Origin of the sequence: Pseudomonas sp. YH-1, from assembly GCF_051990045.1 — a bacterium.
Classification (GTDB): Bacteria; Pseudomonadota; Gammaproteobacteria; order Pseudomonadales; family Pseudomonadaceae; genus Pseudomonas; species Pseudomonas nicosulfuronedens.
Window position 1 is genome coordinate 4,061,319 of record NZ_CP178184.1, and the last position, 23,238, is coordinate 4,084,556.

Genomic DNA, 23,238 nt, shown 5'->3' on the forward strand with positions numbered 1-23,238 from the left:
GTTTGGCTGGCCTCCGTCACTCGTTCGCGGATACCACTCCCATGTCCAACCTGCTCAAGCTGCACCGGCTGAAACTGATCGCGCTGGTGGCGCTCGCCAACATTGGCCTGTTGCTCTACCTCGCGGCCGGGCACATCAAGACCTGGGAGCGGATCGACTGGCTCGACGTGGTGGGCGAGGGTGGGTCGGCGCTGCTGGCGTTCTGCTGGGTATGCCTGGTGCTCGCGCACCGGCCTGCCGGGCGAGTCACTACCTTGCTGGCGGTGGGGCTGGGCGCGGTGTTCTTCTCCATGTGGATGGACGCTCTCGACGAGTTCATCCAGTTGCCCGCCGAGATTTCCTGGGACCACTGGCTCGAGTCGGCGCCGATGCCCATCGGCCTGCTGCTGATCACCCTGGGTCTGTACCATTGGAGCAAGGAGCAGAAGGCCCTCGGCCAACAGCTGAGCAAGCGCGAGCGGCTGTTCCGCGAGCACCTGCACCATGACCGCCTTACTCCGCTCAATGGCGCGGCCTACCTGCGCCGGCAGATCGAGCTGGAGCAGCGTCGCTCTGGCGAGGAGCAACAGGCGTTTTCCCTGGTGCTGGTGGACCTGGACGATTTCGCGCCCTTCAATCGCCAGCATGGTCATGCCGAGGGTGACCGGGTGCTGCAGGCGGTGAGCCAATTACTGTTGCTCAACCTGCGCCACTCCGATCTGCTGTGCCGGCTGGCGGGCGACCGTTTCGTCGCACTCCTGCCTGGCACTGGCGAGGCCCAGGCCTGGCGCATCGCCGGGGAGCTGGAGCGCGCGGTGCGTTCCTATGCGCACAAGAGCATGCCGCAGGGCGAAAGCCTCGCCCTCAGTGCCACTGCCGTGGCCTGCATGGCGCGTGATGAATCAGCGGACAACCTGCTGGAGCGCCTGAGCCTGGCCATGGCGCGGGCCAAATCGCGGCCGCGACTGGCGCGCAGCGCGTGAGGTGTGCCGCATGGATGCCCGACTGAACTACTACGAGCGCGACCTGCGCTTCATCCCGGCGCAGCACCAGCCCGCCTGCCTGCTCGACCTGGCGCTCAGCCGCGAACTGGACAGCCATCGCCTGTTGCGTGGCACGGGGCTGTTCCAGGAAGACATCATCGCGGGCCAGCGGCTGATCAGCGTCGAGCAGTACCTGCGGCTGGTGGACAATTGCCGGCAGGGCAGCGGCGGCGAGGAACTGGGTTTTCTCTTTGGCCAGCGCTTGCTGCCGGGACATCAGGGCGCCGCCAGTGGTGCGCTGATGCACGCGGCCAACCTGCAGGAGGCGCTGGAGTTGCTGATCCGCCACCGTGCGCGTTTCAGCCCGCTGCTTGCACCGCGCCTGCTGGTGGAGGAGCGCGTTGCCTGTCTGTACTGGGTGGATGCCTGCGGTATCGGTGGTGCCCGGCGTTTTCTGGTGGAGAGCGGCATGACGGCGGTCACCTCATTGTCACGTTGGCTGTCGGAGGAGCGCCTGCCGTGGAAGTATCTGTTCGCCCATGAACGACCTGACTATATCGAGCAGTACCAGGCGCACCTGGGGCTCAACCTGCAGTTCGACTGCCATGTCGACGCCATGCTGATCCCCCGCGAATACCTGGTGAAACCCTGGCCGCGCGCCTCACTCACCGCTGGCCAGGCGGCGCAGCGCGATGCCCGGCGCGAGCAGGACCAACTGGGCCTGCGCGAAGGCGTGCTGGAACATGTGTACCGCCTGCTGCAGCGCGAGGCCCGCGATCCGCTGAGCCTCGATCAGCTGGCCGAGCGCATGGGCATCAGCCCGGCCACCTGCAAGCGCAAGCTGCAGAAGCACCAGACGCACTTCCAGGCTGTGCACGATGAGGTGCGCAAGCACGTGGCGCTTTATCTGTACTGGTCACAGGGCTATAGCAACGAGGAAGTCGCGGAGTACCTGCGCTTTACCGACACCACCAACTTCCGTCGCTCGTTCAAGCGCTGGACGGGGCGGGTGCCCAGTGCCGTGCGCGACCTGCGACCGGGGCGCGACAGCTGGCAGGAACACCGCGTAACGGATAGTTGAGCGAAACGGTTGGTGATGAGGTGCGCTTTCTATAGAATGCGCAAACGTTTCAGCAGACCATGCATCCCTCCCACAACAAAAGCCAAAGCCGAAGGCTTTGCGTGTCTCTCTGCGCAGGACGTCCCTCATTCCATCAAGCAGGCCTCAGAGCCGGCGGAGGAGGGAACTGAGTCCCGACTCATCCTCGTCATCTGTCGCCTTGCCCATCGTTCGCGCCCTGTGCGCGGGGTCCGGCCTTCACGCTGAATGACGCTGGTGGGGAAGGCCAAGCCCTAACGACGAGAAACCTTTCGATGATCAAGAAAGTTAGCGGGGCGCTGCTGGGCCTCGCTCTGGCAGTGAATTGCGCGCCCGCGTTCGCGGAAACCAAGAAGGTCGATGTGCTGCTGATCGGCGGCGGCATCATGAGCACCACCCTGGGCGTCTGGCTCAACGAGCTGGAACCGGGCTGGAGCATGGAGATGGTCGAGCGCCTGGACGGCGTCGCCCAGGAAAGCTCCAACGGCTGGAACAACGCCGGCACCGGCCATTCCGCCCTGGCCGAGCTGAACTACACACCCGAAGATAAAGACGGCAACGTCACCATCGCCAAGGCGGTGGAGATCAACGAGTCCTTCCAGATCTCCCGTCAGTTCTGGGCCTGGCAGGTGCAGAACGGCGTGCTGAAGAACCCGCGCTCGTTCATCAACTCCACCCCGCACATGAGCTTCGTCTGGGGCGACGACAACATCGCCTTCCTCAAGAAGCGCTATGAAGCCCTGCAGGCCAGCCCGCTGTTCCGCGGCATGCAGTATTCCGAGGACCCGGCGCAGATCGCCAAGTGGGTGCCGCTGATGATGCAGGGCCGCGACCCGGCGCAGAAGATCGCCGCCACCTGGACGCCGATTGGCACCGACGTGAACTTCGGCGAGATCACCCGCCAGTTCGCCGGCTACCTGCAGACCAGGCCGAACTTCAGCCTGAAGCTCTCCAGCGAAGTCGAGGACATCACCCGCAACGACGACGGCACCTGGCGCGTCGAGTACAAGAACCTCAAGGACGGCAGCGTCACCGAAACCGACGCCAAGTTCGTCTTCATCGGCGCCGGCGGCGGTGCACTGCGTCTGCTGCAGAAATCCGGCATCGAGGAAGCCAAGGACTACGCCGGTTTCCCGGTGGGCGGTTCGTTCCTGGTCACCGAGAACCCGACCATTGCCCAGCAGCACCTGGCCAAGGCCTACGGCAAGGCATCGGTCGGCGCTCCGCCGATGTCCGTGCCGCACCTGGACACCCGCGTGCTGGACGGTAAGCGCGTGATCCTCTTCGGGCCGTTCGCCACCTTCTCCACCAAGTTCCTCAAGGAAGGCTCGTACCTCGACCTGCTGGGCAGCACCAATGTCCACAACGTCTGGCCGATGACCCGCGTAGGCATCGACGAATACCCGCTGGTGGAATACCTCGCCGGCCAGCTGATGCTGTCTGACGACGACCGCCTCGCCGCCCTGCGCGAGTACTTCCCGGAGGCCAAGGCCGAGGACTGGCGTCTGTGGCAGGCCGGTCAGCGCGTGCAGATCATCAAGCGAGACGCGGACAAGGGCGGCGTGCTGAAGCTCGGCACCGAGATCGTCGCTTCCGCCGACGGCAGCATCGCCGGCCTGCTGGGCGCATCGCCGGGCGCCTCCACCGCCGCGCCGATCATGCTCAACGTGCTGGAGAAGGTGTTCAAGGACAAGCTGGCTACCCCGGAGTGGCAGGCCAAGGTCCACCAGATCGTCCCCAGCTACGGCACCAAGCTGAACGACAGCCCGGAGAAAACCTTCCAGGAGTGGAGCTACACCGCCAAGGTCCTGCAACTGGACCCGCCGCCGGCCATCGACCAGGCTCCGGCTGCACAGCCGACCGACGCCGCTCCGGCACCGGAAAAGGCCTCCAGCGATATGGCGCTTTAAATTGCCTCGCTGAATAAGCGAGTTCCGAAGGCCGGACTTAAAGTTCGGTCTTCGGAATTCCTTTATTGAACATCCTCTATTTCGCCATTTGCCGAACTTTAGTCAGGGCGATCTGCCCGGTATAACGCTCGGGCTTCCCGCTTTATCTCTCATTTCCCTTGATGTCCGAGTGTCCTGTGAACTGCCGGGCAACTTCGAAACCGCAGATCCTGCCCTGGTGAATTAATGAGGAGGGCGAATCCGCGCAATAGTCGAAGTTTTGCGCTCGCGTCTACGCCGGTGACGAACTGCTATTCGAACCGTGGGAGGTTGGGCCTTTACATTCAATTTTGCATGTCAACCCGTCTGTTTCGCCGCTTCGCTCTGCGCCGGGCTTCAGCGACCCTTTGGTCTGTGGATTGGCATGACCGTACCGACAGGTTTGCTGGGCTCGTATTTTCCGACGAGCGGTAATTTGTACTCCAGGGATTACAGTCGTGTAAGCCATTGGCGATAGTCAAACAAGCGACTGAATATTGTCGTGGAGGTGTCGGGGCGGCAAAGTGCGACGGCCAAATCGCGATGGCGGGAGTAAGCCCCGGAAGTGGCGCTGCTTACAGAGAATGTCAATTAATTGTCGAGAGTGAACCGGCCTGATATCAGCGCTTATATCTGCGAGTGGACAATAAACTCTGAACTTTCCAGCGGGTGCTTAGGTTACTACCTTTCGATTAAACCTTTTGGCCAGGAGCCTTTGAGAGTGCTCCCGGCGCCTTGTACAGAAGCTGCTATCTCTTTCTGGCCATAAACAAAAAAATATTCCGGTCAGAGGAAGTCAGCATGGCGATCCAGGCGAAGGTCGTGGCGTCTCAAGTGCAGGTGGCCAGCGCCACGCAGCAGACGGTACAAGGAAGCATCGTTCTCCAGCAGGCCAGCAACGTGGCCCTGGATGTCACCGCCGACGCGGTCGCCAGCTACCAGCAGGTTGGTGCGGACCTGGTGGTGCAGCTCAAGGATGGCGAGACCATCCGCATCGCCAATTTCTTCGCCGAAGGGCAGCCGCCCAGCCAGCTTTATCTCGTGGACGAGAAGGGCGACCTGGTGGTGACCGAACTGGATGCTGTTGCGGCCGACGGCACGCTGATGCCCACCTACGTCTCCGCGCCCATCGACGCCGGCTTTGAGTCCCTGACCGGTGCCGAGGCCGGCGCTGCGGCAGGTGGCATCGCCGGGCTGGGCACGGCCGGGACCATCCTCGCCGGCGCCGCAGTGATTGCTGGCGGCGCTGCCATTGCCAGCAGCGGCGGTGGGGGCGGGGGTGGCGGCGGTGGCGGCGGCAGCAACCCTCCAGCGCCCCCCGCGCCGGCGACCGATGTCACGGTCAGCCCTGATGGCAGCGTGATCACCGGCCGTGCAACGCCGGGTACGACCGTCGAGGTGGATGTCAACGGTGACGGCCAGCCCGACTACACCGCGCCGGTGGACGGCAACGGCAATTTCCAGATACCGGTCAGCCCGCCATTGAGCAACGGCGAAAATGTCACCGTGGTAGTGCGCGGCCCCAATGGTGGCAGTGCCAGCTCCGGTACCACCGTCACCGCGCCGGATACCACGGCTCCTGGCGCCGCGACCGGTGTCACGGTGTCGGAAGATGGCAGCAAGGTCAGCGGCAGCGCCGAGCCTGGTTCCACCGTGAAGGTCGACACCAACGGCGATGGCATCCCCGATGCGACCGGGGTCGCCGGCTCCGACGGGCATTTCGAAATCACCCTGCCCAGCCCGGTGAACAATGGCCAGGGCGTCACGGTGACGGTCACCGACCCGGCCGGCAACAGCGGGCCGGCCACCGTGGTGAGTGCGCCGGATACCACGCCACCGGAGGCCGCCCATAACCTGGCGATCAGCGCCGACGGTCGTGGCCTTGCGGGTATCGCCGAACCGGGTAGCTCATTGTCCATCGATCTCGACAATGACGGCATCCCTGACCTGACCGTGCAGGTCGGTCCCGATGGGCGTTTCAATCTCAGCCTGGAGTCGCCGCTGTCCGCCGGCCAGGTCATTTCCATCATCGTTCGCGACGCCGCCGGCAACGCCAGCCCCATCGCCACCGTCAGCGCGCCGGGCGGCGCGGTGCCGGCGCCGGTCATCGAACCGAGCAACGGTCATGTTCTCCAGGGCACGGCGACTGTGGGCACCCAGGTCTACCTGAGCAATGCCCAGGGCACCCTGATCGGCGTGGCCCTGGTGGGCGGCGACGGCCACTGGAGCTTCACCCCGCTCACGCCGCTGGCCGACGGTACAGTGGTTACCGCCGTAGCACGAGGCCCGCAGGGGGAGAGCGGCCCCGCCAGCGTCACGGTGGATGCCGTGGCACCGTCCACGCCGGCCATCACGTCGGGTAACGCCAGCGGGCTGGAGGGGACGGCGGAAGCCGGCGCGACCGTGGTGCTCACCACCGGCAACGGCGCCCCGCTGGCGACCGTCGTCGCCGACGGCAACGGCCACTGGAGCTACCAGCCCGGCTCGCCATTGCCCAATGGCACCCAGGTCACCGTCGTCGCCAGGGACGCGGCCGGCAACCTCAGCGGCCCGGCGCAGATCACCCTGGATACCCAGCCCCCGGCAGCGCCCACGGTCAACCCGAGCAATGGCGGATTGTTCAGTGGCAGCGCGGAAGCCAACAGCACGGTGCTGCTGACCAATGCCTCCGGCCAGGTGATCGGCCAGGCCCAGGTCGACGGCAGCGGCCACTGGCAGTTCTCCTTCAGCCCCCCGCTGGGCGACGGTGTGCAGGTCTCGGTCAGCGCCAGGGACGCCGCCGGCAACACCGGGCCGGCGGCCAGCGTCACGGTGGATGCCAGCATTCCCTCGGCGCCCACGGTCAACCCCAGCAACGGCTTGAGCATCAGTGGCCTGGCGGATGCCGGGGACCGCGTGGAGATCCGCGACGCCAACGGCAACCTGATCGGCTCCGTCACTGCCGATGGAGGAGGCCACTGGAGCTATACCCCCGGCGCTCAGCTCCCTGACGGCACCCAGTTGCAGGTCGTCGCCGTGGACCCGCTGAGCGGCCACCAGAGCCCGGTGATCGGGCTGGTCGTTGACGGGGTGGCACCCGTTGCGCCCCAGGTGGACACCAGCAATGGCGCCGTCCTCAGCGGCATCGCCGAACCCGGCAGCCTGGTCAGCCTCACCGACCCACAGGGCAACCTCATTGCTCAGGTCCGCGCCGACGGCATCAGTGGTGCGTGGTCCTTCACGCCGGGGGCTTCGTTGCCAGACGGTACGGTGGTGGTGGTCACCGCCACCGACGCCGCCGGCAACTCCAGCCAGCCCACCAGCGTGGTGGTCGACGCCGCCGCGCCGCCGCCGCCGCAGGTCAATGCCAGCAATGGCCTGATCCTCAGCGGTACGGCCGAACGCGGCGCCACCCTGATCATCCTCGATGCCAACGGCAATCCCATCGGCCAGGTGACCGCCGACGCTGCCACCGGGCAGTGGACCTTCACGCCGCCGTCGGCCCTGCCCAACGGCACGCAGGTTTCCGTGGTCGCCCGTGACGCCGCCGGTAACGTCGGCCAGCCAACCCCCGTGGTCATCGACCGCCAGGTCCCCAATGCCCCGCAGATCGACGCGAGCAACGGCGATGTCCTGCATGGCACCGCCGAGCCGGGCAGCACGGTGACCCTCACCGACGGCAACGGCAATCCCATCGCCCAGGTTTCCGCCGATCCGGTGACCGGGGACTGGTCATACACGCCGGGTACACCCCTGGGCAATGGCACCCAGGTGCTCGCCACCGCGACGGACGCGGCCGGCAACGTCAGCCCGGTGGGGCAGATCACCGTCGACAACCTGGCTCCCAATGCCCCCACGGCAGGGCCAAGCAACGGCACGCAGATCGGCGGCACCGCCGAGCCGGGCAGCACCGTCGTCATCATGGACGCCGCCGGCAACCCCTTGGGCGAGGCGGCGGTGGGGCTCAATGGAGCCTGGCTGTTCCGCTTCAACCAGGCGCTGCCCAGTGGCTTCGTGCTGCGCCTGGCGGTGCGTGATGCGGCCGGCAACGTTGGTGCGGAAACCACCACCACGGTGGACAGCGACCTGACCACGCCGCCCACACCGGATGCGAGCAACGGCAGCGTCATCAGCGGCACCGCCGAGGCCGGCCAGCAGGTGATAGTGCGCGATGCCAACGGCAATGAAATCGGCCGCACCACGGCCGACGGGAATGGCCACTGGAGTGTCACGCCGGCGACGCCATTGCCCAACGGTTCGGATTACCAGGTGGTGGCCGTCGACCCGGTCAGTGGCCATGAAAGCGTACCGGTCACGGGCACCGTGGATGCCGTGGCGCCGGTCGCACCGACCATCAACGGCAGCACCGGCGTGACGCTGTCGGGCACGGCGGAACCCGGCTCGACCGTCACGCTCAGCGATGGCAACGGCAATCCCATCGCCGTGGTCACGGCCGATGGCAACGGGCAGTGGACCTTCACACCCGGTACCGCGCTGCCCAACGGCACGCAGGTGAACGTGACGGCCACCGACGCGGCCGGCAATGTCAGCCAGCCGGCGAGCACCACGGTGGATTCCGTGGCGCCGCCGACCCCGCTGGTCGATCCGAGCAATGGCCATCTCTTCACCGGCACCGCCGAGGCCAACTCCACGGTGATCCTGCGCGATGCCGGCGGCAATGTGATCGGCCAGGCGCTCGCCGACGCGGGTGGCGTCTGGAGCTTCGCCCCGCAACCGGCGCTGCCCAACGGCACCCAGGTGACGGTCATGGCCCGCGATGCGGCGGGCAATGAAAGCGGTACGGCGGGTGTGACCGTGGACGCGCAGCCACCGGCCGCGCCGGTGGTCGCACCCAGCACCGGCAGCGAGCTCAGCGGCACCGCTGAACCCAACGCGCAGGTGGTGGTGATTTCCGCCAATGGCCAGGTGATCGCCGAAGTACCGGTAGGGCCCGACGGCAGCTGGAGCTACACCCCGAGCACGCCGCTGCCCGATGGTGCGACCCTCAGCGTGGTCGCGGTGGACTCCTCCGGCAACCGCAGCGACACCACCACGCTGACCGTCGACGCCACGCCGCCGGCAGACCCGCAGGTGAACCCCGGCAACGGCACGCAGATCAGCGGCACCGCCGAACCGGGCAGCACGGTCACGGTGACCGATGCGAACAACAACCCGGTGGGCCAGACCACCGCCGACGGCCAGGGCAACTGGAGCATCACCCCGGCATCACCGTTGCCCAATGGCAGCAGCGTAACGGTGGTCGCCACCGATGCGGCGGGCAATGCCAGCAACGGCACGGTGGTGACCATCGACAGCAGCGCGCCGACGGACCCGACGGCCACGCCAAGCAATGGCACCGTGCTCAGTGGCACCGGCGAGGAGGGCAGTGTCCTGGTCTTCACTGACGGCGCCGGCAATGTGCTGGGGCAGGTCACGGTCGGTGCGGGCGGCAACTGGACCTTCACCCCGGACCAGCCTCTGGCCGACGGCACCGTGGTGACCATCGTCGCCCGCGATGCTGCAGGCAACGAGAGCGGCCCGGTCCAGGTGACGGTGGACTCCAGCGCGCCCACCACGCCGACCCTCGACCCAAGCAGCGGCAGCGTCCTGGGCGGCACCGGGGAAATCGGCAGTACGGTCATCGTCAGCGTCGCCGGCAGTGAGGTCGCCCGTGTGCAGGTCGGCCAGGACGGCCGCTGGAGCTACACGCCCGGCAGCCCGTTGGGCGACGGCACGGCCGTCTCGGTGCAGGGCACCGACGCGGCCGGCAACACCACGCCTGTCGTCAACGGCAGCGTGGACGGCGTCGCTCCCGGCGCGCCGGATATCCTGCCGAGCAACGGCACCACCTTCAGCGGCACCGCCGAAGCGGGCAGCACCGTCATCCTCAGCGGGCCGGGCGGCGAGATCGGCCGCGCCCTGGTGGATGCCGAGGGCCACTGGACCTTTACCGCCACTCCAGCGGTGGGCAACGGCGTGACCGTCAGCGCAGTCGCACAGGATGCCGCCGGCAACATCAGTGGCAGTGACAGTGTGGTGGTGGACTCCGCCGCGCCCGTCGCCCCGAGCATCGACCCGAGCAATGGCACGGTGATCACCGGCACTGCCGAGATCGCCAGCACCATTACGCTGGTCTACGCCAACAACGTGCTGATCGGCCAGGCTACCACCGGCCCGGACGGCAGCTGGACCTTCACCCCGAGTCCGCCCCTGGCCGACGGCACCCGGATAGATGTGATTGCCCAGGATGCTTCCGGCAACGCCAGCGCCGTGGCGAGCATCGTCATCGATGCCGCGCCCCCGGCGGCGCCAACCGTCGCGCCGAGCAACGGCAGCGCACTCAGCGGCACGGCAGAGGTGGGCAGCACGGTCATCGTCACCACCGCGGGCGGCCAGGAACTGGGCCGCACCACCGCCGGCCCGGACGGCCAGTGGACGCTAAACCCAAGCCCGCAGCCGGGTGATGGCGACGTGCTGCAGGTCATCGCGCGGGACGCCGCCGGCAACCAGAGCACGCCGGCCAGCGTCACCATCGATGCCGACCCGCCTGCCGCACCGACCCTCAGCGCCAGCAACGGCGAAGTGCTCAGCGGCACGGCGGAGGCGGGCAGCACCGTCTTGCTGAGCGTGGGTGGCACTGCCATCGGCCAGACCACGGCGGATGCCAGTGGGCACTGGACCTTCACGCCGGCCAGTCCGATCGCCGACACGACCCTGGTGACTGCCCTGGCCCGCGATGCGGCGGGCAACATCAGCCCGCCAGCGACGGTGACGGTGGACGCCACGCTGCCGAGTGCGCCGATCATCTCTCCCAGCGATGGCAGCGTGATCAGCGGGACCGCGGAGGCCAACGTCATCGTGCGCATTCTCGATGGCAACGGCGTGATGCTGATCGAAGTTGGCGCCGGTAGCGACGGCAAGTGGAGCTGGACGCCGCCCTCGAAGCTCCCCGATGGCACACAAATTTCCGCCGTGGCGGTGGAGGGCGGGCAGGTCAGCGGTGAAACCAGCATCACCATCGATGGCCTTGCGCCCGGCGCTCCGACCGTTGATCCGAGCAATGGCACTGTTCTCAGTGGTACTGCCGAGGCCGGCAGCACCGTGATCCTCAGCGATGGCAACGGCAACCCGGTGGGGCAGGTCACCGCCGACGCCAGCGGGCACTGGAGCTTCTCGCCCGCCGCGCCGCTGGCCAACGGCACGGTGGTCAATGCCGTGGCGCAGGACGCCGCCGGCAACACCAGCCAACCCGCCAGCACCACGGTGGATGCGCTGGCACCGGCCGCACCAACCATCGACGCCAGCAACGGCAACGTCCTCACCGGCAGCGCCGAACCGGGGGCCACGGTCATCCTCATCGACGGCAACGGCAACCCCATCGGCCAGGTGATTGCCAATGCCGGCACCGGGCAGTGGAGTTTCACGCCCAACCCACCGCTGCTCGGCGGTACCACAGTGATCGCCATCGCCCAGGATGCCGCCGGCAACACCAGCGGCCCGGCCAGCACCCAGGTGGACACCAACGCGCCGACCACGCCGACCATCCTGCCCAGCAACGGCACTGTGCTCAGCGGCACCGGCGAGGCCGGTTCGAGCATCGTGCTCACTGACGGTAACGGCAACTCGATCGCCCAGGTCAGCGTCGATGGCAACGGCAAGTGGAGCTTCACGCCGTCGACGATGTTGCCCAATGGCACGACGGTGAATGCCGTGTCGGTGGACGCCGCCGGCAACCAGAGCGCCTCGGTCAGCACCACCGTGGACACCACCGCCCCGGCCGACCCCACCATCAACCTGAGCAACGGCACGCTGCTGACCGGCACCGCCGAAGCGAATGCGCTGGTACTGCTCACCGATGGCAATGGCAACGCCATCGGCCAGGTACGCGCGGGTGCCAACGGCGCCTGGAGCCTGGCGGTGAGCCCGGCGCTGGCCAACGGTACGCAGGTGATTGCCCAGGCCAAGGATGCCGCCGGCAACACCAGCGGCACGGTGAGCACCACCGTGGACTCGGTCGCGCCCGCCGCACCGACCATCGCGGCGAGCAACGGCACCGAGCTGCACGGCACCGCCGAGATCAACGCCACGGTCATTCTCACCGACGGCAACGGCAACCTGATCGGCCAGGCCACGGCCAACGGCAGCGGCAACTGGAGCTTCACACTCGGAACCCCGTTGGCCAATGGCACCGTGGTGAACGCAGTGGCGCAGGATGCCACCGGCAACACCAGCGGCCCGGTCAGCACCACGGTCGACAACCTGGCGCCGCCCACCCCGACCATTGACGCCAGCAACGGCACGCTGCTCGAAGGGACCGCCGAGGCCAACGCCACGGTCATTCTCACCGACGGCAACGGCAATCCCATCGGCCAGGTCAGCGCCAATGGGGCGGGGCAGTGGTCCTTCGCACCCGGCACAGCGCTGCCCGATGGCACCGTGGTCAACGTCGTGGCGCGGGATGCTGCCGGCAATACCAGCGGCTCAGCCAGCACCACGGTGGACGCCGTGGCGCCGGCCGTCCCGACCATTGCCCCAAGCAATGGCGTGCATATCACCGGTACCGCCACGGCTGGCGTTACCGTGGTGCTCTCCGATGGCGGCGGCAACCCCATCGGTACCGCCGTCGCCGACAGCGCCGGCAACTGGTCCTTCGATCCGGCCACGCCGCTGGGCAATGGCGTGGTCATCCAGGCCGCCACCCGCGATGCGGTCGGGAATACCAGTGCAGCGGTCAGCACCACCGTCGACAACGTCGCGCCGCCGCCACCGACCATCGAGCCCAGCGATGGCACCGTGCTGAGCGGTACCGCCGAAATCAACGCCACCGTCATCCTGCGCGATGGCAACGGCAACTTCATCGGCACTACCCAGGCCAACGGTAGCGGCGACTGGACATTCAGTCCCAGCCCGGCGCTGGCCAACGGCACCACGGTCACCGCCGTGGCCCAGGACGCCGCCGGCAACAGTAGCGGCCCTGCGTCCACCGTGGTCGACAGCCAGGCGCCCGAGCCACCGGTGGTCGACCCCAGCAATGGCACGCTGCTCAGCGGCAGCGCCGAACTGGGCGTCACCGTGGTGCTCAGCGTGAATGGTGTGGAACTGGCGCGGGTTGCGGTGCAGGCCGATGGGACCTGGTCCTTCCCGGTACCCTCGGCGCTGGCCAACGGCACGGTGGTGGATGTGCTGACGGTGGACGCCACGGGCAACCTGAGCGCCAGCGTCAGCGTCACCATCGACGCCCTGGCGCCGCCGGTCCCCACCGTTACGCCCAGCGATGGCTCCGTACTCGCCGGCACCGCGGAAGCCAATGCCACGGTCATCCTGCGCGATGGCTTCGGCAACCTGATCATCGAAGTGAAGGCCGATGCCAGCGGCAACTGGCACTACGTGCCGGGCTCGCCGCTGGCCGACGGCCTGGAAGTCGTGGTCAGCGCCCGTGACGCGGTCGGCAACGAAGGCCTGGGGACCAGCGTGGTCATCGACTCCAGCCTGCCGGCCGTGCCGGTCATCACACCGAGCAACGGCACGGTGATCAGCGGCACCGCCGAAGCCAACGTCACTATCCTGCTGAGCGTCGACGGTGTGTTCGTCGGCCAGGTGACCGCGCAAGCCAACGGCAGCTGGAGCTTCACGCCCGCAGCACCGCTGGCCGATGGCGCCGTGATCAGCGTCGTGGCGCGCGACGCCAGCAACAACCTCAGCGGCGCCGCTACCCTGGTGGTCGACGCGCTGGCACCGAACGTACCGGTGGTCTCGCCGAGCAATGGCGGACAGATCACCGGCACGGCAGAGGCGGGTGCCACGGTGGTACTCAGCGTCGGGGGCGTGCCCATCGCCCAGGTGGTGGTCGACGGCACCGGCCATTGGGCCTACACGCCCGGTGTGCCTCTGGCCAATGGCGTGCAGGTCAGCGTGGTGGCTCGGGATGCGACGGGCAATACCAGTGGCGCGGTGAGCGTCACGGTGGACAGCGTCGCACCCAACACGCCGACCATTGCCGCCAGCAACGGCATCACCTTCACCGGCACTGCCGAAGCCAACTCCACGGTCATCATCACGGGAGCCAATGGCGCGTTGCTCGGCCAGGTCACGGCCAACGCCAGCGGCCTCTGGAGCTTCACACCGGGAGTACCGGTGGGCAACGGCGTGGTGGTGAGCGTGGTGGCGAAGGATGCCGCCGGCAACGTCAGTCTCATCGCCGCCAGCACCACGGTGGATGCGCTGCCGCCGGCCACCCCGGTGATCAATCCCAGCAATGGCGTGCTGCTCGCCGGTACGGCCGAGGCGGGCGCCACGGTGGTGCTCAGCGTGGGCGGCAACATCATCGGCCAGGTCACCGCCAACGCTCAGGGGCAATGGAGCTTCGCCCCTGGCGTGGCGCTGGCCAACAACACCCAGGTCAGCGTGGTGGCCAAGGATGCGGTGGGCAATATCAGCGTCGCCGCCAGTGTCACGGTGGATGCCGTGGCGCCCACCGCTCCGGTAGTCGCCCCGAGCAACGGCAGTGTACTCAGCGGCACGGCGGAGATCGGTTCGACGGTAATCCTCAAGGTCGGCGGCGCCATCATCGCGCAGGTCACCGCCGATGCCACCGGGAACTGGAGCTTCACGCCCGGCAGCCCGCTGGCGAACAACACTCAGGTCAGCGTGACGGCCAAGGACGCTGCCGGCAACACCAGTGTGGCAACCACCATCGGCATCGACAGCGTGGCGCCGGTCGCGCCCAGCGGCTTGAGCGTGACCGCCAATGGCACAGTGCTCACCGGCATCGCCGAAGCGAACAGCACGGTGAAGGTCATCATCAACGGCGACACGGCCAACCCGATCACTGTCCAGGCCAACGCCAGCGGCAACTTCACCGTCAACCTCAGCCCGGCCCTGACCGCAGGGCAGTTGCTGACGGTGAACGCCGTGGATGCCGCCGGCAATGCCGGCGCGGCGATCCAGATCCAGGCGCCGGACCTGACGCGCCCGGTGCTGACCATCGCCGAGGCCGCCGACGGCTACATCAACAAGGCCGAGCTGAGCGACGGCATCCAGGTGCGTGTCGGCCTGACCGCCGGTGCCCGCGCCGGGCAGACCCTGACCCTGCGCTACAGCGGGCCGGGCGGCTACAGCTACACCCAGGCCCACGTGCTCACTGCCGCGGAGATTCTGGCGGGAGTGGCCCTGGTAACCGTGCTGCCTGCCGCCGGAGTGGGTGTGATCCCGCAGGGCGCGGCGACCCTCACCGCCGACGTCAATGGCGGGCTGACGGCGACGCCGGCCAGCTTCGTCCTCGACACCCTTGCGCCGGCCACACCGGTACTGACCCTGGCGAGCAACCTGCTGGGTATCAGTGGTGAGGCCAACAGCACGCTGGTGGTGGACGTGAACGTCAGTGGGCTGACCTCGCACACCGAACTGACTGCCAGTAACGCGGGCCTCGCCCAGGTGGACCTGTTCAGCGGCCTGGGCCTGAGCCTGACCTGGGACCAGCTGCTGGACGCCAGTGTGTCGGTGGGATCGCGGGATGCCGCCGGCAACCTCGGCAACCTGGCGAGCATCAACCTGGAGAATGTGCTCACGCAGAACACTGTGACCATCGGCGGGCTCGGCCTGGCCGTCGGGTTGCTGCCGCCGGCACTGGGCATCAGCGGCACGGCGATCGCCGGGGGCAGCCTCGCGGTGCAGGTGATCACGCCGGCGGCCAACGTCACGCTGCACCCGGTTGTCGATGCCACCGGGCACTTCACCATCAACCTGCTGGCGGCGGACCTGCTGGGGCAGCTCGGCCTGTCCGTCACGCAAATCCTCAACCTGGGCAGCCAGCTCAGCCTGCAATTGATCGCCTATGACGCCAGCGGTCACCAGAGCGCGACCTACGGCATCTCGCTCACCGGCTCGGGGCTGAGCCTGGCCATCGGCGAGATCAGTGTCACCGGGACAGCGGGTGCCGATGTGTTCGTCGGGCAGAGCGGTGCCGAGCATTTCTTCGGCAATGCCGGGGCGGACCTGTTCCTCCATGTCGGTACCGGCGACATCGTCCAGGCCGGCGATGGCAACGACACCGTCCAGCTGCAGGCCACCAACTTCAAGTCCATCGACGGCGGTACCGGCTTCGACACCGTGATGCTCGACCACGGCATCACCCTCAACTACGGCGCGGCCGGCACCGGCACCTGGACCAACATCGAGCGGGTGGACATGGGCAAGGGCGATACCGGCGGCAGCCTGACGCTAACCGCCGCCCAGGTGGACGCGGTGACCGATGCCAACAACGTCCTGCAGGTCACCGGCGACGCCAACGACACGCTGACGGTAAGGGGCGCGGTGGATACGGGGGTGAACCAGGTGCATGGCGGCGTCAGCTACGACGTCTACAGCTTCGGCAGCAATACGCTGCTGGTGGAGGAAAACACCGTCCACGTCGTTGTGTCCTGAACCGTCGTTTCCGGGAGAAGGAAAGCACTGCATGACACCACGCAACGCCTGGTTGTACGGCCTGCTGCTGATCAGCGCGGCAGGCCAGGGGCAGACACTGGACGAGGCCGTGCGCGCCGGCCTCGCCATCCATCCCGAAGTCCGCGCCGCGGTGGCGGAGGCGGAGCGCGGCAAGACCGATGTGGAGATCAGCAAGGGCGGTTATTACCCGCAGGTGAGCATGTCCGGAGGGCCCAACGAATTCGACTTCGGCGAAGTCGTCTACGACCTGACCGCGTCCCAGATGCTCTACGACTGGGGCCGGATGAAGAGCAAGGTGGACAGCGCCAAGGCCACCCATCGCCAGCTCGACGAGTCCGCGCTGGTGAGCCGCGAGGACGCTGCCCTGGACATCGTCGAGACCTACCTCGACGTGCTTGCCGCACAGGCGCGGATCGAGACTGTGCGCGAGCACATCCAGCGCCTGGGTGACATCCGCGAGATGACCCAGGCCCGCGGCGGCGACGGCTATGCCGACCGCAGCGAACTGGACCGCGCCAACCTCGAACTGTCCCGCGCGCAGGAACAGCTGGCGCTGGAGAAAGGCGCCCTGCAGGACGCCCGCAACCAGTACGAGGTACTGGTCGGCAAGCCGCCGGCCGACCTCGCCGAACCGGAGCCCCTGTCCATGCAACGCTACCTGGTCGGAACCGACATGAATCGCCTGATCGTCGACAGCCCGCTGTACCGCAAGGCCGCCGAGGACGCCGAGGTGGCCGAGGCCAGGCTGCGCGAGAGCAAGGCCTCGCTGCTTCCGCAGGTGAACCTGGAGGCCTCGTCGCTGCGCCGGGAGATCGGTGGACACCTGGAGAACGACTCGGTCGTCTCGCTGCGCCTGCGCATGGATACCTTCGAAGGTCTCTCCAACTTCCGTCGGCCCACCGCCGCCCAGCAACACCTGGAGTCCACCCGCTGGACCCGCGATGCCATGCAACGCGACATCAAGCGCAAGCTGCAGACCCTGTTCGACACCGACGACACCCTGCGCTGGCGGCAGGATTCGCTGGTGCAGCAGGTGCGTGAATCGGACCAGGTGAGCGGCGTCTACCGTGACCAGTTCGAAGTCGGCCGGCGCGACGTGATCGACCTGCTCAACGTGCAGCGCGAACGCTTCGAGGCTGAACGCCAGCTGGCCAACCTGCGCTTCGAGCGCAAGCGCGTGGAATACCGCGCCGCCGCGCAGATCGGCCTGCTCGGGCCGATGCTGGAAAACCACCTGTCTCCGGGAGCCTCCTGATGAACGCCGACAATGTGGTGCTGCTGGCGGAACACGAGGATGAAGCCGATCCGCTGCGCCAGGGGCTTTCCCTGCTGTGCCGCCAGCTGGGCCGACCGCTGGGAGTGGCCGAGCTGGGGGAGGGCATGCCGCTGCACCAGGGCCGCCTGCCGCTGCGCTTCGTGCCCCGCGCCCTGCGCCGAGCAGACATTGTTGCGCGGGTCGAGCGCCTGGCCCTGGCGAAGATGGACAGCTACCTGCTCCCCGCGCTGCTGCTGCTCGAAGACGGCGGCACCCTGGTGCTCTGCGAGCAGGATGAACAGACGGCCAGCGTGCTGGTGCCGTACAGCGACGGCGGCGTCGAGCGAATTCCGTTGGCCGAGCTGCAGCACCGCTACAGCGGCGTGGCGATCTTCGCCAAGTGCCGCTACCGCGCGGACGGTCGCGTCGGCGACTTCGCCCGGCGCGAGCCGGACCACTGGTTCTTTGGCCCGCTGAAACGCCTCTGGCGCTCCTACTTCGAAGTCGCCATGGCGGCGATGATGGCGAACCTGCTGGCGATTGCTTCAGCGCTGTTCGCCATGCAGGTGTATGACCGGGTCGTGCCCAACGCGGCCATGGACACCTTGTGGATTCTCGCCACCGGCGTGGGCCTGGCGATTGTGCTGGAGGGTGTGATTCGTGCCCTGCGGGGGCACCTGCTGACGACCATGGGCAAGCGCATCGACCTGCAGCTGTCGACCCTGCTGTTCGAGCGCGTGCTCAATACCCGGCTGGCCGCCAAGCCCGGCTCGGTGGGCGCGTTCAGTACGCAGGTGCGCGAGTTCGAGGGCGTGCGCGAATTCTTCACGGCGTCCAGTGCTGCAATGATCAGCGACCTGCCGTTCGTGTTCCTGTTCCTGCTGATCATCGCGCTGATCGGCGGGCACCTGGTCTGGGTGCCGGCGGTGGCGGCGCTGCTGATGCTGCTGCCCGGGTTGTTCTGCCAGGGGCTGCTGGCGCGGCTGTCGCGGGAGAACCTGCGCGAGGGCGCGGTGAAGAACGGCATCCTGCTGGAGTCCATCGAGAACCTCGAGTCGGTCAAGGCCACCCGTGCCGAGGGCCGCTGCCTGCACCTCTGGGAAAATCTCACCGCGCAGCTGGCTGGCAACGCCATGCGCACCCACACGCTGACCACGGCACTGTCCTATGGCGCGAGCATCGTCCAGCAGCTGTGCTACGTCGGCGTAGTGGTGTTCGGCGTGTACCGCATCAGTGCCGGTGAGCTCAGCGTCGGCGCGCTGGTGGCCTGCTCGATCCTCGCATCCCGCGCGGTGGCGCCGCTGGCCCAGGCCGCCGGCATCCTGGGCCGCTGGCAGCACACCAAAGTGGCCATGGAAGGGCTCGACCAATTGATGAAGGCGCCCATGGAGCGCCCGCAGGACAAGCGTTTCGTGCGCAAGGAACGTCTCGCCGGGCACTACCGCCTGGAAGCCCTGAAGCTGGCCCACGGCGAGAATCCGCCGGCGGTGGACATCACGGCGTTGGAGATTCGTCCCGGCGAACGCATCGCATTGCTGGGCGGCAACGGCGCGGGCAAGTCGACCCTGCTGCGCCTGCTGGCCGGGCTTTACGACGCGCAATCCGGTCGTCTGCTGCTCGATGACGTGGCCATCGCGCAGATCGACCCTTCCGACCGCCGCCGGCACATCGGCTATCTGCCTCAGGACGTCGCCCTGTTCTTCGGCACCCTGCGTGACAACCTCAATCTGGAAGGCGCTGCGATCAGCGACGACGAGATGTTCGAGGCGCTGGACGGCGTCGGCCTGGGCGATTTCGTCCGCTCGCACCCGCTGGGGCTGGACCTGCCGCTGCTGGGCAACGGCAGCCTGTCCGGCGGCCAGCGCCAGGCCGTGGGGCTGGCCCGGGTGCTGCTGCAGGACCCGCCCGTGGTATTGCTCGACGAGCCCACCGCCACCTTTGACCAGAGTACCGAGCTGCACGTCATCGGGTATCTGCAACGCTGGCTGGAAGGCCGCACCCTGGTGATGACCACGCACAAGAAGACCATGCTCGCCGTGGCTTCTCGCGCTGTGGTGCTCAGCCAGGGCAAGGTGGTGATGGACGGCACCCTGGACCAGATCGTCAAGGACCGCACGGTCCATATTCCCGGACAGGAAGGAGCCGTCCATGGCCAGTGAATCCCGTGCCGCCGAACGCCTGCGCCGAGAGTTGCAGGACCCGCTGCTGGCCGCCAGTCATCCGGTGTCGCGGCCGCTGCTCTGGGCGCTGCTGTTGAGCCTGGTCGCCGCCATTGCCTGGGCGGCCTGGGCCGAGCTGGACGAGGTGACCCGTGGCGACGGCCGGGTGGTGCCGTTCAGCCGCATGCAGAAGATCCAGAGCCTGGAGGGCGGCATCCTTGACCGTCTGCTGGTGCAGGAGGGCGAGCTGGTGCAGGTGGGCCAGCCGCTGGTACGCCTGGATCGCACGCACTTCGAGACCTCCTGGCAGGAAGCCGCCAACCAGGCCGAAGTGCTCGGCGCCGCCATTGCCCGGCTGGATGCCGAGGTGATGGGCCAGGATCACATCGTCTTCCCCGAAGGCATGCCCGCCGATGGCCCGGTGGCGCGTTCCGAGCGCGAGCTGTTCAAGTCGCGGCGCGACAAACTGGAGGAAAATACTCGTTCGCTGCAGAAGCAGATCCGCCTGGCGCAGAGCCAGCTGGCCCTGGTCGAACCGCTGGTGGCACGACGCGCGGTGAGCCAGATGGAAGCACTCAAGCTGAGCCAGGACATCGCCACCCTGAGTGGCAAGCTCACCGAACTGAAGAACACCTACTTCCAGGACGCCTACACCGAACGCCAGGAGAAGAAGGCCCAACTGGCGCAGATCGAGCCCATCGTCCAGCAGCGCAAGGACCAGTTGCGCCGCACGGAAATCCTCTCGCCGGTACGTGGGCGGGTGAACACCGTGCTGATCAGCACCCGTGGCGGCGTGGTGCAGCCGGGTGAGCCGATCATGGAGGTGATCCCGGTGGAGGAGCGCCTGCTGGTGGAGGCCAAGGTCAAGCCGCGCGACGTGGCTTTCCTGGTGCCGGGCATGCCGGCCAAGGTGAAGATCACTGCCTATGACTACAGCATCTACGGTGATTTGAAGGGCACCCTGGAACAGATCAGCGCCGATACGATCGAAGAAGAGACGGTGCACGGCAAGGAGTACTACTACCAGGTGCTGATCAAGACCGACGGTAGCCAGTTGACGCGTAACGGCGAGGTGCTGCCGATCATCCCCGGCATGGTCGCCGAAGTGGACATCCTCAGCGGCAAGCGCAGCGTGCTGAACTACCTGTTGCGGCCGTTGCTCAAGGCGCGGTTGATGTAGCGAGGTACCCCGCACGAACGGTCATCCGGGGATGGCCCGGCGGGCCATGAGGTGAACACGGAAACACCCGGCGTACGCCTCCTTTCCCGGACGGGAAAGGGCCGGGGACCTGGGGAGGGAAGGGCGTGGCACTGTAGGGGCGAGCCGACCTGCCATGGATGTCCGGGCGGGGCATGCGGTCGGCTCGCTCCTACGGCGGCCAGTCGATCCTCGCATCCACCACTACGGTTCTTCCTGTAGGAGCGAGCTTGCTCGCGAACCTCCCAGCGCCGGAACTACCGGGAAAATCGTTCGCGAGCAAGCTCGCTCCTACATAAAGAAGCTGGGAGCGTGGGGCAGGGCAGTCATCACACAACCTGGTCGACCATGGCCCCCGTAGCGCCTGATGTTGTACGATGACTACCTCTCATTTTCTATCCAGCGACTCCCATGCCCACCAGCCCGCTTCCCCGCAAACGTTCCCGCAGCCTCGCCCACGACGTGGTCGCCGAGCTTTCCGCGCGTATCCGCGACGGTCGCATCAAACCGGGGGAGAAGCTGCCCACCGAGTCGGCGATCATGGCCGAGCAGGGTGTCAGCCGCACCGTGGTGCGCGAGGCGATCTCCCGGCTGCAGGCCGCAGGGCTGGTGGAGACGCGCCACGGTATCGGCACCTTCGTGCTGGACACGCCCAAGGACGGCCCGTTCCGCATTGACCCGGCAACCATCGTGACCCTGCGCGATGTGCTCGCCGTGCTGGAACTGCGCATCAGCCTGGAGGTGGAGTCCGCCGGGCTCGCCGCCCAGCGTCGTACGCCGGAGCAGTTGCAGGGCCTGCGCGAAGCCCTGGACGCCCTGGAGGAAAGCCAGGCCCATGGCCGCGACGCCGTGGCCTCGGACTTCCAGTTCCACCTGCGCATCGCCGAGGCCACCGGCAACAGCTATTTCACCGACATCATGAGCCACCTGGGGGCAAGTATCATCCCGCGTACCCGGCTCAACTCCGCGCGCCTGGCCCATGATGACCAGGGCCAGTACCTGGCACGCGTCAACCGCGAGCACGAAGACATCTTCGAGGCCATCGCCCGCCACGACAGCGACGCCGCCCGCGCCGCCATGCGCCTGCACCTCACCAACTCCCGCGAACGCCTGCGCCGCGCCCACGAATCGGCCGAAGAAAAACTCGGCTGACGAGCGGGCGGAAGAAAAGGTTGTCTGATGACTTGTCGTCTTTTATTTGTAGTTGTACGATGACTGACAACAAGACGCCATAAGCCGATTGTCGTTCCACCTCTTCCTATAAAAATTCGCTTTGCAGGGTGATCGCCAATGAATCCACAAGAACTGAAGTCCACCCTTTCGTCCGGTCTGCTGTCGTTCCCCGTGACGGACTTCGATACCCAGGGCAACTTCCGCGCGGACACCTACGCCCGCCGCCTGGAGTGGCTGGCCCCGTACGGCGCCAGTGCACTCTTCGCGGCTGGCGGCACCGGCGAGTTCTTCTCGCTGGAGCCCAACGAGTTCTCTTCGATCATCAAGACCGCGGTGGATACCTGCCGTGGCCAGGTGCCGATCCTCGCTGGCGCCGGCGGCCCGACCCGCCAGGCCATCGCCTACGCCCAGGAAGCCGAACGGCAGGGCGCCGCCGGCATCCTGCTGCTGCCGCACTACCTGACCGAAGCCAGCCAGGAAGGCCTGGTGGCCCACGTCGAGCAGGTCTGCCGCTCGGTGGACTTCGGCGTGGTGGTGTACAACCGCAACGTCTGCCGCCTGAACGCCGACAGCCTGGAAAAACTGGCGGATCGCTGCCCGAACCTGATCGGCTTCAAGGACGGCATCGGCGAGATCGAGCCGATGGTCGCCATTCGCCGCCGCCTGGGCGAGCGCCTGACCTACCTCGGCGGCCTGCCGACCGCCGAAGTCTATGCGGCGGCCTACAAGGCCCTGGGCGTGCCGGTGTATTCCTCCGCCGTCTTCAACTTCATCCCGAAAACCGCCATCGAGTTCTACAACGCCATCGCCGCTGACGACCACACGACGGTCAACCGCCTGATCGACGATTTCTTCCTGCCTTACCTGGCCATCCGCAACCGCTGCGAAGGTTACGGCGTGAGCATCATCAAGGCCGGCGCCAAGCTGGTCGGCCATGACGCGGGTCCGGTGCGCGCACCGCTGACCGACCTCACCGGCGAAGAAGTCGAGATGCTCGACGCGCTGATCAAGAAACTCGGCCCGCAGTAAGCCGGAGGTTCC

At 67.2% G+C, this 23,238-nt stretch carries 9 protein-coding genes; all 9 read left to right on the forward strand.

The features are described 5' to 3' along the window. The first annotated feature begins 41 nt into the window (after positions 1-41). The 9 genes from ACKI1H_RS18755 (at position 42) to kdgD (ending at position 23,226) form a co-directional block, all read left to right on the forward strand. Positions 42-962 (forward strand): GGDEF domain-containing protein, encoded by a 921-nt coding sequence (locus ACKI1H_RS18755; RefSeq protein WP_280056337.1) that lies wholly within the window; start codon positions 42-44, stop codon positions 960-962. Between the two features lie 10 nt (positions 963-972). Next, positions 973-2,043: an AraC family transcriptional regulator gene (locus tag ACKI1H_RS18760; protein WP_138525413.1), complete on the forward strand. Its 1,071-nt coding sequence runs from the start codon at positions 973-975 to the stop codon at positions 2,041-2,043. A gap of 293 nt (positions 2,044-2,336) precedes the next feature. Further along, positions 2,337-3,971 (forward strand): malate dehydrogenase (quinone), encoded by a 1,635-nt coding sequence (gene mqo, locus ACKI1H_RS18765; protein ID WP_440465904.1) that lies wholly within the window; start codon positions 2,337-2,339, stop codon positions 3,969-3,971. Between the two features lie 819 nt (positions 3,972-4,790). Further along, positions 4,791-16,391 (forward strand): Ig-like domain-containing protein, encoded by an 11,601-nt coding sequence (locus ACKI1H_RS18770; RefSeq protein WP_440465905.1) that lies wholly within the window; start codon positions 4,791-4,793, stop codon positions 16,389-16,391. 31 nt (positions 16,392-16,422) lie between these two features. After that, positions 16,423-17,667: a TolC family protein gene (locus ACKI1H_RS18775; protein ID WP_409978054.1), complete on the forward strand. Its 1,245-nt coding sequence runs from the start codon at positions 16,423-16,425 to the stop codon at positions 17,665-17,667. Further along, complete coding sequence (locus ACKI1H_RS18780) at positions 17,667-19,826, forward strand: type I secretion system permease/ATPase (protein WP_315809785.1); 2,160 nt, start codon at positions 17,667-17,669, stop codon at positions 19,824-19,826. Before ACKI1H_RS18775 ends, ACKI1H_RS18780 begins: the two co-directional genes overlap by 1 nt. Then, a complete protein-coding gene (locus tag ACKI1H_RS18785) occupies positions 19,816-21,006 on the forward strand; it encodes an HlyD family efflux transporter periplasmic adaptor subunit (RefSeq protein ID WP_315809786.1) in 1,191 nt (396 codons plus the stop codon). Before ACKI1H_RS18780 ends, ACKI1H_RS18785 begins: the two co-directional genes overlap by 11 nt. 429 nt (positions 21,007-21,435) lie before the next feature. Next, a complete protein-coding gene (locus tag ACKI1H_RS18790) occupies positions 21,436-22,176 on the forward strand; it encodes a FadR/GntR family transcriptional regulator (protein ID WP_138525419.1) in 741 nt (246 codons plus the stop codon). A 138-nt stretch (positions 22,177-22,314) separates the two neighbouring features. Beyond that, a complete protein-coding gene (kdgD, locus tag ACKI1H_RS18795; protein ID WP_315809788.1) occupies positions 22,315-23,226 on the forward strand; it encodes a 5-dehydro-4-deoxyglucarate dehydratase in 912 nt (303 codons plus the stop codon). Positions 23,227-23,238 lie beyond the last annotated feature (12 nt).